The 13640-nt window shown below is 71.0% G+C and carries 13 protein-coding genes and 1 pseudogene; 9 read left to right on the top strand and 5 right to left on the bottom strand.

The window, feature by feature from the left end:
• The first annotated feature begins 159 nt into the window (after nt 1-159).
• Nucleotides 160-297 (top strand): SPW_0924 family protein, encoded by a 138-nt coding sequence (locus ACFWSK_RS10730; RefSeq protein WP_383783522.1) that lies wholly within the window; start codon nt 160-162, stop codon nt 295-297.
• A 43-nt stretch (nt 298-340) separates the two neighbouring features.
• Nucleotides 341-1324 carry a DUF3068 domain-containing protein gene (locus ACFWSK_RS10725; protein ID WP_383783521.1) on the top strand — a complete coding sequence of 328 codons (984 nt, stop codon included), beginning with the start codon at nt 341-343 and terminating at the stop codon, nt 1322-1324.
• On the opposite strand, the gene hrpB is transcribed toward ACFWSK_RS10725, so the two are convergent.
• The gene (gene hrpB / locus ACFWSK_RS10720) at nt 1311-3857 is read right to left on the bottom strand and encodes an ATP-dependent helicase HrpB (RefSeq protein WP_383783520.1); all 2547 of its coding nucleotides are present in this window, start codon (nt 3855-3857) and stop codon (nt 1311-1313) included. The two genes, ACFWSK_RS10725 and hrpB, sit on opposite strands and share 14 nt — an antisense overlap.
• A 94-nt stretch (nt 3858-3951) precedes the next feature.
• Entirely contained in the window at nt 3952-4764 is an 813-nt protein-coding gene (locus tag ACFWSK_RS10715; protein WP_383783519.1) for a class I SAM-dependent methyltransferase, read from the bottom strand.
• 396 nt (nt 4765-5160) lie between these two features.
• On the opposite strand from ACFWSK_RS10715, the gene rpsA reads away from it, so the two are divergent.
• Nucleotides 5161-6675, top strand: coding sequence for a 30S ribosomal protein S1 (rpsA, locus tag ACFWSK_RS10710; RefSeq protein ID WP_383783518.1), 1515 nt, complete (start codon nt 5161-5163; stop codon nt 6673-6675).
• A 104-nt stretch (nt 6676-6779) separates the two neighbouring features.
• Here the strand turns inward: rpsA and ACFWSK_RS10705 are convergent, their stop codons facing one another.
• A complete protein-coding gene (locus ACFWSK_RS10705) occupies nt 6780-7739 on the bottom strand; it encodes a right-handed parallel beta-helix repeat-containing protein (protein WP_383783517.1) in 960 nt (319 codons plus the stop codon).
• 343 nt (nt 7740-8082) lie between these two features.
• On the opposite strand from ACFWSK_RS10705, the gene ACFWSK_RS10700 reads away from it, so the two are divergent.
• The 4 genes from ACFWSK_RS10700 (at nt 8083) to ACFWSK_RS10685 (ending at nt 11760) form a co-directional block, all read left to right on the top strand.
• The gene (locus ACFWSK_RS10700) at nt 8083-9606 is read left to right on the top strand and encodes a flavin monoamine oxidase family protein (protein WP_383783550.1); all 1524 of its coding nucleotides are present in this window, start codon (nt 8083-8085) and stop codon (nt 9604-9606) included.
• A gap of 87 nt (nt 9607-9693) precedes the next feature.
• Nucleotides 9694-10632: a PAC2 family protein gene (locus ACFWSK_RS10695; RefSeq protein WP_383783516.1), complete on the top strand. Its 939-nt coding sequence runs from the start codon at nt 9694-9696 to the stop codon at nt 10630-10632.
• A 44-nt stretch (nt 10633-10676) separates the two neighbouring features.
• A complete protein-coding gene (gene coaE / locus ACFWSK_RS10690; RefSeq protein ID WP_383783515.1) occupies nt 10677-11279 on the top strand; it encodes a dephospho-CoA kinase in 603 nt (200 codons plus the stop codon).
• A gap of 112 nt (nt 11280-11391) precedes the next feature.
• Nucleotides 11392-11760: a tetratricopeptide repeat protein gene (locus tag ACFWSK_RS10685; protein WP_383783514.1), complete on the top strand. Its 369-nt coding sequence runs from the start codon at nt 11392-11394 to the stop codon at nt 11758-11760.
• A gap of 12 nt (nt 11761-11772) precedes the next feature.
• Here ACFWSK_RS10685 and ACFWSK_RS10680 read toward each other — a convergent pair whose 3' ends face one another.
• Nucleotides 11773-12057 carry a DUF6343 family protein gene (locus ACFWSK_RS10680; protein WP_383783513.1) on the bottom strand — a complete coding sequence of 95 codons (285 nt, stop codon included), beginning with the start codon at nt 12055-12057 and terminating at the stop codon, nt 11773-11775.
• A gap of 198 nt (nt 12058-12255) precedes the next feature.
• On the opposite strand from ACFWSK_RS10680, the pseudogene ACFWSK_RS10675 reads away from it, so the two are divergent.
• A pseudogene (locus ACFWSK_RS10675) lies at nt 12256-12481 on the top strand (hypothetical protein); the annotation flags it as partial.
• Nucleotides 12482-12640: 159 nt separating this feature from the next.
• Nucleotides 12641-13096 carry a DoxX family protein gene (locus tag ACFWSK_RS10670; RefSeq protein WP_383783512.1) on the top strand — a complete coding sequence of 152 codons (456 nt, stop codon included), beginning with the start codon at nt 12641-12643 and terminating at the stop codon, nt 13094-13096.
• A gap of 127 nt (nt 13097-13223) precedes the next feature.
• On the opposite strand, the gene ACFWSK_RS10665 is transcribed toward ACFWSK_RS10670, so the two are convergent.
• Complete coding sequence (locus tag ACFWSK_RS10665) at nt 13224-13577, bottom strand: hypothetical protein (RefSeq protein ID WP_383783511.1); 354 nt, start codon at nt 13575-13577, stop codon at nt 13224-13226.
• Nucleotides 13578-13640: the final 63 nt, after the last annotated feature.

Below are 13640 nucleotides of genomic sequence, written 5' to 3'. Positions count from 1 at the left end.
CCGCCCCTCGGTCCTCACGGGCCGAGGGGCGGCCGCGCTTCTTCCCGTCTCCCGTCCGCGCGTTCCCGACTCGCGCCCGCGTGTTCTCATCTCGCGTCTCTGTTGCTACGGTGCCCGAACCTGACGCCCTATCAGATCCGCGCTCCCGGGAGGCCGAGCATGCGTGCCCTCGTCGCCGCCGCCACAGGACTGGCCGCAGCCCTCGCGCTCGTGTTCACCGTGACCGCGATCGGAGCACCGCCCGGCGAGACCTCGCCCAAACCCCTGCTGACCACCGTCCCGGGCCCCAAGAAGTAGCGCGCGAGCACCCGCGGGCAGCACACAGAGGGAGGACACCACCATGCGCCGCCGAGCCGGCCTCGTACTCCTGGCCTTCGCCGTCTTCTTCGCCGCCATGTCGCCGCTGCTGCGCTGGTACGCCTTCCCCCGGCTGGCGAAGGTCCCGCCGAGCCAGTACCAGGAGATGGTCCTTGAGGCGAAGCCGGCCACCCTCCTCGACTACGGCACCCTCAGATCCGAGGAGGTCGAGAAGGTCACCATCGTGCAGACCCTCAAGGGCAATGTGGAGGAGTCCGAGAAGATCGAGCGCAGCGCCGGCCGCGATGTCGTCGTGTGGGACTCGCTCTCCTACATCGAGGGCCCCGACGGAGAAATGGTCTCCCAGATCCCCGAGCGTTACATCTTCGACGCCCACAGCCAGGACCCCGTCCACGCCACCGGCGAAATGGTCGACGGCGATCCGGTCCGCCGCGAAGGCATCGAGTACAAGTGGCCGTTCCTCACCGAGAAGCGCGACTACGAGTACTTCGACGCCCAGAGCCGCACGACCTCGCCCATCCACTACAAGGGAACGCGCACCTTCCGGGGTATGGACGTCTACTACTTCGAGCAGACCATCCCGTGGACCCGGGTCCCGATGCCGAAGAAGATGCCCATCAAGGGCGTCACCGCGGCGCAGGTGGCCAAGACGGGCATGACCCGGTGGTACTCCACCAAGCGGATGTTCTGGGTCGACCCCGTCACCGGCGCACCCGTCAACGGCGAGGAGATCCACCGCGAGGAGCTGCGCGGCGCCAGGAAGATGGGCATGCCGCAGGACACCGTCACCGCGTTCGCCGGCCACGTGAAGATGCGCGAGGACTACATCGTCGACACCGTCGAGCTGGTCAGGTCCCAGCGCGTCGTGATCCTCCTGCTGACCTCGCACCTGCCCTGGGGCTTCCTGCTCCTCGCCACCGGACTCCTCGCGCTCGCCCTCTGGCTGGAGGCACGCTCCCGCCGCTCCGGCCCACCCTCACCGGGGCCGGAAGCTATCCCCGCCTGAGCCGCGCCGAGGTGAAGCGGGTCGCCTCGACCGTGGTCGGGTCCTCGGGCCACGGATGCTTCGGATACCGGCCGCGCAGCTCGGCACGTACCGCCTTGTAGCCCTCCCGCCAGAACGACGCGAGATCCGCCGTCACCGCCGCCGGGCGCCCGGCGGGGGAGAGCAGATGGAACAGCACGGGCACCCCGGCCACCCGGGGCGTCTCCCGCAGCCCGAACAGCTCCTGGAGCTTCACCGCCAGTACGGGCTGCGCCCCGCCGTACTCCACCCGGATACGGGACCCGCTCGGCACCTCGATGCGCTCCGGCGCCAGCTCGTCGAGCCGGGCCGCCTCACCCGTCGCCCACGGCAGCAGCCGCCGCACCGCCTGGCCGGCGTCGATCCGCCCCAGATCCGAACGGCGCCGCGCCCGCGACAGCTCGGGCTCCAGCCACTGCCCGGCACGAGCCAGCAGGGCCTCGTCCGACACGTCCGGCCACGGCGCCCCCAGCTCCCGGTGCAGGAAAGCGAGGCGTGACCGCAGCTGCTCGCTGTCCCGGCTCCACCGCAGCAGCCCGGTGCCTTCGCGCCGCAGCCCCTCCAGCAACGCCTCGCGCACCAGCTCCGGCTTCGGCTGCTTCAGCGCGCGCACGGACAGCTCGACGGCACCGAGCCGCTCCACGGACCGGGCCACGACATCGCCGTCCACCCAGCGCACCTCCTCGCCGGAGAACCGCAGATGCCCGGCCGCCAGCCGCGCCGTGTCCTCGTCGACGACGGCGGCCAGCCGCACCCGGGCGGACGCCGAATGCGCGGGCCGGTCCGCGACCGCGACCGCCAGCCAGGGCGAGCTGCGCAGTCGTGAGCCGTCCCGGAGCTCCGCCCCCGTCCCCGACGCCATCAGGAACGCTCCCTCGCCCCGCGCCCGCGCCACCCGCTCCGGGAACGCCAGAGCCGCGACCAGCCCGACCGCCGCGTCATCGCTCCCGGAAGCCCCCGCAGCCCCCGCAGCCCCGGAAGCCCCCGCAGCCCCGCGCGTCCCGTCCTTCGCCGTCCCCAGCGACGACGACAGCCGTCGCACCTCCTGCCGCCAGCGCGCCGCATACCCGTCCTGCCCCCGCCGCGCGGTACGCAGCGCCGCCGCCAGATCGTCCCCGTACTCGCGCGGCGGCTCCTCGCTGAGCAGGGCCACCACCTCGGCCGCCCGCCGCCCGCCCACCTCGGCCGCGCCGTCCAGCAGGGCCCGCGCCAGCCGGGGGTGCAGGCCGAGCCGGGACATCCGTACGCCCCGGTCGGTCACCCGCCCCGCCGCGTCCACGGCGCCCACCGCCGTGAGCACCTCCCGGGCCGCGCCCATCGCGCCGGCCGGCGGCGGATCGAGCAGCGCGAGCCCCGAGGCGTCCGGATCGCCCCAGCACGCCGCCTGCAACGCGAACGCCGCGAGGTCGGCGACCTTGATCTCCGGCGACGGGAAGCGTGCGAGCCGCCCGTCCTCCGCCTGCTCCCAGCACCGGTACACCGCCCCCGGGGCCTCACGCCCGGCCCGCCCCGCCCGCTGCCGCCCGGCCGCCTGCGAGGCCCGTACGGTCGTCAGCGCGCTCAGGCCCCGCGCATGGTCGGTACGGGGCTCCCGGGCGAGGCCCGAGTCGACGACGACCCGCACCCCCGGCACCGTCAGGGACGACTCGGCGACGGAGGTCGCCAGTACCACCCGCCGGACGCCGGACGAGCCCGCCAGTACCGCGTCCTGCACGGCGGCGGGAGCCCGCCCGTGCACCTGAAGCACCTCGGCGGCCACGCCGCCGAGCTGCCCTGCGACCCGCCCGATCTCCCCGACCCCGGGCAGGAAGCACAGCACGTCCCCCTCGCGTTCCGCGAGGGCCCGGCGCACCACCGACGCCACATGCGTCAGCAGCGCCGGATCGACCCTCAGCCCGTGCGGCGGTTTCACCGGCCGGGACGGCGGCGCCCACACGACCTCCACCGGATGCGACACGCCCTGCGCCTCCACGACCGGGGCATCGCCCAGCAGCCGCGCCCAGCCCTCCGCGTCGGTCGTCGCCGACGCGGCCAGCAGCCGCAGGTCAGGCCGCAGGGCGGCCCGTACGTCGAGCAGGAACGCGGCGACCGTGTCCGCGTCCAGATGCCGCTCGTGGCACTCGTCGATGATCACCACATCGGTCCCGGCGAGCTCCTGGTCGCGCTGGAGCCGCTGGAGGAGCACCCCGGTGGTGACGACCTCCACCACCGTGTCGCGCCCCACCACCCGCTCCCCGCGGACCGTGAAACCGACCCGACCGCCCGGCTGCTCCCCGAGCAGCCAGGCCATCCGCCGAGCCGCCGCCCGCGCCGCGATCCGCCGGGGCTCGGCGACCACGACCCGCCGCACCGGCCCCGCGCCGGTCAGCCCGGCCAGGACCAGCGGGACGAGGGTCGTCTTGCCGGTGCCGGGCGGCGCGCAGAGCACGGCGACGCCCCGCTCGTCGAGCGCCCGCTCCAGGGCGGGCACAGCGGTACGTACGGGCAACTGGTCCAGCGCGTCGGTACGGATCACGCCCCCAGTCTCGTACGCCGCACCGCCGGCCCCGTACGCCTGCCCGCCTCACGTCCCGTACGCCCCCTGCCCGGCCCCGTACGCGGGAGAGGCGTCAGTCCCGTTCGCAGACGAAGATCGCCGTCCCGGGGATGAGGTTGCCGCGCAGCGGGGACCAGCCGCCCCACTCCTGGTTGTTCCACGCGGGCCATTCGGGCTCGACGAGATCGACCAGCCGGAAACCTCCGGCCACCACGTCCCGCACCCGGTCACCGATCGTCCTGTGGTGCTCGACGTACACGGCGTTGCCTTCTTCGTCCTGCTCCACGTAGGGGACGCGGTCGAAGTAGGAAGCGGCGACCGACAGCCCTTCGGGGCCGGGCTCGTCGGGGAACGCCCACCGGATCGGGTGGGTCACCGAGAACACCCACCGGCCGCCGGGCCGCAGCACCCTGCGCACCTCCCGGAACACCTGCACGGGATCGGCGACGAACGGCACCGCTCCGTAGGCCGAGCAGGCCAGGTCGAAGGAGCCGTCCCGGAAGGGCAGCTTCCCCGCGTCCGCCTCGACCAGCGGGATGCCCTCGCCGATGCGCAGCGCGTGCTGGAGCTGGCGGTGGGAGAGGTCCAGGGCCACCGGGCGCGCACCCTGGGCGGCCAGCCAGCGGGAGCACTGGGCGGCGCCCGCGCCGATCTCCAGGATGTCCAGGCCGCTCAGTGAGGCGGCGGGTCCCAGCAGGGCCGCGTCGGCCTCGTCGAGCCCCTCCGGCCCCCAGACGAAGCGGTCGTCCCCGAGGAAGGCGCCGTGATCGCTCTGGTACTCGTCCGCGTTCCGGTCCCACCAGCCGCGACTTGCCCGGCTGCTTTCCGATTCTCCGGCGTTCCGGCGCGTCGCTTCCGGTTCGGCCTCATGGATCTCTTGGCTCATCGTGCCCGTCGTTGTAGTTTGCCTTCACCCGCCGCACGCGGTGGCCGCCTGTGGGTACCCGTGGGCACGGACGCGTGCGTCAGACACATTCCCGTGGCCGACGTGGCCTCGGGGAACATGAGTTGTGCCGGGAATGGGCTGTCGTGCCCCGGGTGTGCGCCTTCGCGCATTGACCCTGTCCGGCTGCCCCCGTATGCTACAAGTTGCGCTGCGAGCCTGCGCGCCTCAGACCTAGCAGGCCGCGCTCGCGTCTGTTGCATGTCCCCTCGGTTGTCGAGGCGCCGCCCGTACGACGGGTTGGTCGCTTTCCAGGCTGTCCGGCTTCTGCAGAGGCGATACGGGCTTTCGGCGTAGCAGTACCTACGACTCACTGTCCGTACCGGAGCCCTTTCCCACATGACGAGCAGCACCGAGACCACCGCCACCACTCCGCAGGTTGCGGTCAACGACATCGGCGACGCGGACGCGTTCCTCGCGGCGATCGACGCGACGATCAAGTACTTCAACGACGGCGACATCGTTGACGGCGTCATCGTCAAGGTTGACCGGGACGAGGTTCTCCTCGACATCGGTTACAAGACCGAAGGCGTCATCCCGAGCCGCGAGCTCTCGATCAAGCACGACGTCGACCCGAACGAGGTCGTCAAGGTCGGCGACGAGATCGAGGCCCTGGTTCTCCAGAAGGAGGACAAGGAAGGCCGCCTGATCCTCTCGAAGAAGCGCGCTCAGTACGAGCGTGCCTGGGGCACCATCGAGAAGATCAAGGAAGAAGACGGGATCGTCACCGGTACCGTCATCGAGGTCGTCAAGGGTGGTCTCATCCTCGACATCGGCCTCCGTGGCTTCCTGCCGGCCTCCCTCGTCGAGATGCGTCGTGTCCGCGACCTCCAGCCCTACGTGGGCAAGGAGCTCGAGGCCAAGATCATCGAGCTGGACAAGAACCGCAACAACGTGGTCCTGTCCCGCCGCGCCTGGCTCGAGCAGACCCAGTCCGAGGTTCGCCAGACGTTCCTCACGACCCTGCAGAAGGGTCAGGTCCGCTCCGGCGTCGTCTCCTCGATCGTCAACTTCGGTGCCTTCGTGGACCTGGGTGGCGTCGACGGTCTCGTGCACGTCTCGGAGCTGTCCTGGAAGCACATCGACCACCCGTCCGAGGTTGTCGAGGTCGGCCAGGAAGTCACCGTCGAGGTTCTCGACGTCGACATGGACCGCGAGCGCGTCTCCCTGTCGCTCAAGGCGACGCAGGAAGACCCGTGGCAGCAGTTCGCCCGGACGCACCAGATCGGTCAGGTCGTCCCGGGTAAGGTCACGAAGCTCGTTCCGTTCGGTGCGTTCGTGCGCGTCGACGAGGGCATCGAGGGTCTGGTCCACATCTCCGAGCTGGCCGAGCGCCACGTGGAGATCCCGGAGCAGGTCGTCCAGGTCAACGACGAGATCTTCGTCAAGGTCATCGACATCGACCTCGAGCGTCGTCGCATCAGCCTCTCGCTGAAGCAGGCCAACGAGTCCTTCGGTGGCGACCCGGCCTCGGTCGAGTTCGACCCGACGCTGTACGGCATGGCCGCGTCGTACGACGACCAGGGCAACTACATCTACCCCGAGGGCTTCGACCCCGAGACCAACGACTGGCTCGAGGGCTTCGAGGCTCAGCGCGAGGTCTGGGAGACCCAGTACGCCGAGGCGCAGCAGCGCTTCGAGCAGCACCAGGCCCAGGTCATCAAGTCCCGCGAGGCCGACGAGGCCGCTGCTGCCGAGGGCGCTGCTGCCCCGGCCGGCAGCGCTCCGGCTGCCTCGGGCGGCAGCGGTGGCGGCGGCTCGTACTCCTCGGAGTCCGATGACAACTCCGGCGCCCTGGCGTCGGACGAGGCACTGGCCGCGCTGCGCGAGAAGCTGGCGGGCGGCCAGAGCTGACGCTCTGACCCCGGTCGCTCATCGGCAGTAGCTGTAGAGCGGTAAGTGAGGCCCGCTCCCTTCGGGGGGCGGGCCTCACTCATGTATCCGGGGCTTTCCGGGCGTTACGGCGTGACGCTGATGTTCGTCAGCCCCTTGCCGCCGGTCACGGTGTTGCTGCTGTACACGGTGGTGCGGCAGCTCGACGAGCTGTTGGTGACGTTGATGGCGAGCTGCTTGTCGCCGCCGGCGCCCGAGAGGTCCGAGACGTTGTCGCGGAAGACGGTGCCGCAGCCCCAGCCGCTCTGCTGGGTGTGGGTCTCGTAGCCGTTGTTGGTCGTACGGGAACCTCTGTTGCCCTCGACCAGGACGCCGTTGCCCTTCACGTCGACCCATGAGTCGTCGTAGTTGGCGCCGGTCAGGCCGCTGCCGTCGAAGGTGTTGCCGATGATCCGTGCCCCGGTGGTGCCTTCCTTGATGTCGATGTTCTCGCCGCCGACGCCGGGGCCGATCACGTTGTTCAGGATCTGGGCCTGGTCGCTCCGGTCGGTGAGGTCGCCGGCCGAGCCGACGTACACGCCCTCGCCCATGCCGCGGCCGTCGTGCCCGGTGTCGTAGATGCGGGAGTTCTTGAGCACCCCGTTGCGGCTGGACCTGCGGAAGTGGACGCCCTCCATGTCCAGGTCGTGCACGGTCACCGAGTCGATGACGACACCGTTCGCGGCGTCGGTCATGATCCCCTTCTGCCCACCGGTGACGGTGATGCCCTGGACGGTCCAGTACGAGGCGCCGTTGAGGTGCAGCCCGTAGCCGCCGCCCGCCGTGAGGACCGCCCTGCTGGTGCCGATGAGGGTGATCCGGGCGGTGGACGTGCCGGGGGTGGTCGCCTTGAAGTTGCCGGTGTACGTGCCGTCGGCGAGCCGGATCGTGTCGCCGGGAGCCGCGGCGACGAGTGCGGACTTGAGCTGGGCCGTCGTGGTCACGTCGATGACGGCGGCCTCCGCGGGGGCCGCGGTGGCCAGCGCGAGGCCGCTGGTGGCGAGAGCGGTGGACAGCAGGGCGGTGAGAGAGGTGCGGGTGCGCATGTGGGGAGTGCCTTCCCGTCGAAGGATGCGAGACGTCCTTGTACATGCACATAGGGCGCGTGCCTGAACGTTCTGCCCAGTGACGCTAGGGAGAGGGTGTGGTCATGTCAAGGTCTGGACCAATGTCCCGTCCCGGGCGGTGAACGGAGAGAAACGTGTGAGATACACGAGTAGCTGACGGGCCGTAACACGCCCTTGCCATGATCCCCGGCAACCTCACGATCCGAAGGGGAGCCGGGACATGACGCATACGCCACACAGCTCGCACACCTCGCCCGTGGCCGCCGGCGCGAGCCGTCGGAACTTTCTGCGCAACGTGGGGATCACCGGTGGGGCGGGGGCGATGTTCGCCACCATGGGGGCCCTGGGCCTCGCCCCCACCGCACAGGCGGCCGGACGCGAACCGGCTTACAGGGCACCGGCGAGGAGTGACTTCACCCTGACCGGGAAGGCCGCCGCGAAAGTGGTCGTCATCGGCGCGGGCATCGCCGGACTCGCCGCGGCGTACGAGCTCGGCAAGGCGGGCTACGACTGCACGGTCCTGGAGGCCCGCAACCGCACAGGAGGCCGCAACTTCACCGTACGCGGCGGGGATTCGACCACCGACACCTACGGCAACCAGCAGACGGCACGCTTCGCTGACGGGCAGTACATGAACGCCGGGCCCGGCCGTATTCCGCAGTGGATGGTCACCCTCGACTACTGCCGCGAGCTCGGTGTTCCTCTCGAAGTGTTCACCAACGTGAACGCCAACGCGTACATATACAACGAGAAGTCGGGCATGAAGGCCCCCGTGCGCCATCGCACCGCCAAGGCCGACGTCTACGGCTACGTCGCCGAACTTCTCGCCAAGGCCACCGACAAGGGCGCGCTCGACCGGCAGATCACCGCCGATGACCAGGAGCGGCTCCTCGAATTCCTCAAGGACTTCGGTGACATCGGCGACAGCCTCGCCTACACCGGCAGTTCCCGGCGCGGCTACCGCACCGATCCGGCAGCCGCCGGAACGCCCGGGGAGGAGCTCGGCTCCGTTCCCAGCGCGTCCGAGGTCTTCGCGAGCGGTGTCGGCCGGTACTTCTCCTTCGAGTTCGAGTACGACCAGGCCATGCTGATGTTCCAGCCCGTCGGCGGCATGGACCGGATACCCGCCGCGCTCACCCGGGCGATAGGGGAACGGCGCATCCGCACCGGCGCGGCCGTCACCGACATCACCGACACGGCCCACGGCGTCACCGTCACCTACACCCGGGCGGGGCACACCCGCACCATCGACGCGGACTACTGCGTCGCCGCGCTGCCGCCCAACATCCTCGCCGGGACCACGCACAACCTCGGCCCGGCGGTGCAGAGCGCACTTGAGGCGTGCAGGCCGTCCTCCGCCGGGAAGATAGCGCTCGAGTACCGCAGCCGCTGGTGGGAGAGCGACCACCGGATCTACGGCGGCATCACCGAGACGGACCTGGACCTGTCCCACATCTGGTACCCCTCGTACGGCCACCACGGTGCCCGCGGCACCGTCATCGGGTACTACAACTACGGCGCCCAGGCCGACGCCTACGCCGCTCTCAGCCCCCGGGAGAGGGAGGCGCGCGCCGTCGCCCAGGGCGTGAAGATCCACGGCGCCAAATACCGTACGGAACTCGCCTCGTCCTTCTCCCACCACTGGCGGCAGACCCCGTATCTGGAGGCCGCCTGGCACTCGATGGCGGGCGGACCCGACGCACCCGTCTTCGCGCCACTCAACCGGGCGGCGGGACATGTCTACTTCGCGGGCGACTACCTCAGCCACACCGATGCCTGGCAGCACGGTTCCTTCACCTCCGCCCGGAAGGCGGTCACCGCGCTGCACTCCCGCGTGCTGGCCTGACCCGGCCCCGAACGGGGGGCACCGGGCCGGGAATGCCCGTGCCCCCACGGGCGTTCTTCCTGGGGAACACGAGGAGGAGCGGTAACCGTGCCTGATCCGCAGAGTTTGTATGAATGGGAGCCGAAGGGCCTGGCCGTCGTCGACATGGCGCTCGCCCAGGAGTCGGCCGGCCTGGTCATGCTCTACCACTTCGACGGATACATCGACGCGGGTGAGACCGGCGAGCAGATCGTCGACGGCCTGCTCGAAACGCTGCCCCACCAGATCGTGGCGCGCTTCGACCACGACCGGCTCGTCGACTACCGCGCGCGGCGCCCGCTGCTCACGTTCCGGCGCGACCGCTGGGCGTCGTTCGAAGCCCCGACGCTGGACGTCCGGGTCGTCCAGGACGCCACCGGAGCGCCCTTCCTCCTGCTGTCCGGACCCGAGCCGGATGTGGAGTGGGAGCGGTTCGCCGTCGCCGTGGAGCAGATCGTCGAGCGGCTCGGCGTGCGCCTCGCCGTCAACTTCCACGGCATCCCGATGGGCGTCCCGCACACCCGCCCGGTCGGTATCACTCCGCACGGCAACCGCACCGACCTGATGCCGGGCCACCGCAGCCCGTTCGACGAGGCGCAGGTGCCCGGCTCGGCGGAGGCTCTCGTCGAGTACCGCCTGATGGAGTCGGGACACGACGTCCTGGGCGTCGCCGCCCATGTGCCGCACTACGTGGCCCGCTCCTCGTACCCCGACGCCGCGCTCACCGCGCTGGAAGCGATCACCGGCGCGACCGGCCTGGTCCTGCCGAGTGTCGCGCACGCGCTGCGCACGGAAGCGCACCGCACGCAGACCGAGATCGACCGGCAGATCGGCCAGGGCGACGAGGAGCTCGTCACCCTCGTCGAGGGCCTTGAGCACCAGTACGACGCGGTCGCGGGCGCCGAGACCCGGGGCAACCTCGTGGCGGAACCCGTCGATCTGCCGTCCGCGGACGAGATCGGCCTCGAGTTCGAGCGGTTCCTCGCCGAGCGCGAGGGCGACGTCTGACCGGGCCATGACGTCCCGGCGGGGTGGGGACTAGGCTGCCGTTCATGCTGAAAGTGGGCCTGACCGGCGGTATCGGCGCCGGCAAGAGTGAGGTGTCGCGGCTGCTCGTCGGCCTCGGCGCCGTGCTGATCGATGCCGACAAGATCGCGCGCGAGGTCGTCGAGCCCGGTACACCGGGGCTCGCGGCCGTCGTGGACGCTTTCGGCCCCGGAGTCCTGAGCGCGGACGGCACTCTGGACCGGCCGGCACTCGGCGCCATCGTCTTCGCCGACGCCGGCCGGCTCGCCGCGCTCAACGCGATCGTCCACCCGCTGGTCGGCGCGCGCTCCGCGGAGCTGGAGCGGACCGCGGGCCGCGATGCCGTCGTCGTCCACGACGTCCCGCTCCTCACCGAGAACGGTCTCGCGCCCCTGTACGACCTGGTCGTCGTCGTGGACGCCACCCCTGAGACCCAGCTCGACCGTCTCGTACGGATGCGCGGGATGACCGAGTCCGACGCCCGCGCCCGGATGGCGGCGCAAGCTACGCGGGAGCAGCGAAGGGCTGTTGCCGATCTGGTCATCGAAAACGACGGGCCGCTGGAGGCGTTGGAACCGCAGGTCCGCACGGTCTGGGCCGGACTGGTGGAGCGAGCGGCGGCGGCCTGAGTCACCGCCCGCGCCCACGGCAGCGTCCCGGAAGCCCTGTCCACGAAGTCGGACGGAATACCGTGGCCCGTACGGATGTTGGAAACGGGCGAGCGAGGGGAAGGATGCGACCGTGCCCGAGACGAACCCGGAAACCCATGTCATCGACTTCCGTGCGGCCGAGCACCTGCTGGCGGCACGGGATCCACGGGGTGCCGTCAAGCTGCTCGACTCGGTGATAGCCGCGCATCCGGAGAACACTGCGGCCCGGCTGCTGCGGGCCAGGGCCTTCTTCGCCGCGGCGCAACTGCGCCCGGCCGAGCTGGAGTTCGAGCTCGTGCTGGAGCGCGAACCGGACAACGCCTTCGCACACTTCGCCCTCGCGCGCACTTTCCAGCGGGCCGGCCGCCCCGAGCAGGCCACCCGCCACTTCCGGCTCGCCGCCGCGCTCGACCCCAAGCCGGAGTATCTGAAGGCGGCCCGCTTCGACGAACGGTCCTGATCCGTACGGGGGTCAGCGGCTGAACCTGCCGCGTCCGCCGTGATCGGGCTCGTACGGTGGGATGTCGCGTCCGGGCTGGTAGTGCGGCCCCTGCCGGATGTGGCGGACGATGATGGCGGCATCCGCGAGCGTCAGCACCATCAGGACACCGCAGGCCGCGGTCCAGCCGGGCCGGCCGGTCAGTGCGAAAGCGATCACGCCGAACGTCGCCCAGGTCAGACCGAACAGTGCCAGAGCCAGCCGCATCCGCAGAGGGCTGCGCGCAGTCCCGGGTTCGCTGCCAGTACGCATACTCATCGCCTCACCCTCCAGCATGGACCTCCGGGCCGCGGCAGAGAAGCGCGGCGACGGAGGGTGACCGGCCGGGGCCGCCGCGTACCGCTGGACCGGCGTGGAGGAACGGCCGCTGCCCGTACGTTCGGCTGGGCATGAGCGGAAAGCTGATACGTGAGGGGCACTCAGGGGCCGGGCCGGGCGCCATCAGTCCGGACGGACGCCGAGTACCTCTTCGACGACGCGCGGTGGACCCGGACGTTCCTGTCGCGCGAGCTCCGTGGACGAGTCCGAGGGTCACCTCGACGGCGGTCTGACGGTGGACCGCTATCTCACCGACGACGGCGTGTGGGCGCGCACCCCGTCCCAAGTAGCCCTGAAAGCGATGTGGATGAGGGGTCCGGAGAGCGATGAGTTCCGGACCCCGGCCCGGTCTACCCCTATGTAAGCGCGACCGAAGCGCGACCGAAGCGCGACCGAAGCGCGACCGAAGCGCGACGGAGCGCGACGGAGCGCGATACGGAAGCCGAGTGGCGGGGGCCGAAGGGCCGGCCCGCACGTCGTGCGCGACTTCCGTCCACCACACACCGCTGAGGAGTCTTCTGTCATGTCCACAACCACCCGCACCGCCACGTCCACCCCGGCCGTGTCCGCCGCGGCCACGTCCGCCGCCGGGCCGAAGCGCGGCCCCGGTGCCGTCGTGCTGACCGGAGCCCGCTACCTCCTCGCCCTGTTCTTCGCGTTCAGCGCGTTCGCCAAGCTCATCGCGCACGAGTCGGCGGTGGAGTCCTTCGACCGGATGGGCTGGGGCGCCGGCGCGATGTACGCGATCGGCGGCCTGGAGATGGCGGGCGCCGTGGCCCTGCTGATCCCGCTGCTGTCGGGAGTGGCCGCGATCGCGCTGGCCGCGCTGTCGGCGGGCGCCTCGATCGTGCAGCTCACGCTCCTCGACCCGCCGCTCGCGGTCATGCCCGCCCTGCTCGTCGTCGTGTTCGCCCTGATCGCCCGTAACCGGCACGACCGGACGGCACGGCTGCTTGCGCTTCTGGGCCGACGTGCATGAGTACGGGGGGGCGGACGCCTGTCCGCTCCTGGTGCGCGACGCGGCCTGCGCCGATCTGACGGTGCCGCTGGACCGCACGGGCAAGGGGCTGGCGGCCCAGGAGTTCCTGCTGCGGCAGGGCGTTCGCTCAGTGGACGACGGTGTAGCTCCGCCACGGTTCGTTACGGGGTGCGGTGAAGTCGGTGAGGTTGGTCGGCAGGTACGTCGTGTCGCCACCGGTGCAGTCGCGGGTCGTGTAGAGCACGACGTCGACCAGGGTGCCGTTGTGGACCTCGTGGGCCCCCAGGGGCAGCCGGTGGCAGCCCCGGACGCTGGGGCTGTGCATGGAGATCACGGCGTGTCGCTCGGTGGTGTACGTGACCGGACCGACGGCGGTGCGGCCCAGACCGGAACAGCCCGAGACGGTCAGGGTGAGGAGCGCTGCTCCGGCTGCGACGCCGAGACGGCGTCGACGGTGGTGATCGGGCACGGTCACGGACATGGGCGGGTCCTCGTCTGCTCGTCCGGCGCATCTTCACGTCACGGAGACATGCTGGCGCTGGCC

Source organism: Streptomyces sp. NPDC058620, from assembly GCF_042717135.1.
Lineage (GTDB): Bacteria > Actinomycetota > Actinomycetes > Streptomycetales > Streptomycetaceae > Streptomyces.
This window is presented reverse-complemented; position numbering and strand designations above follow the sequence as displayed.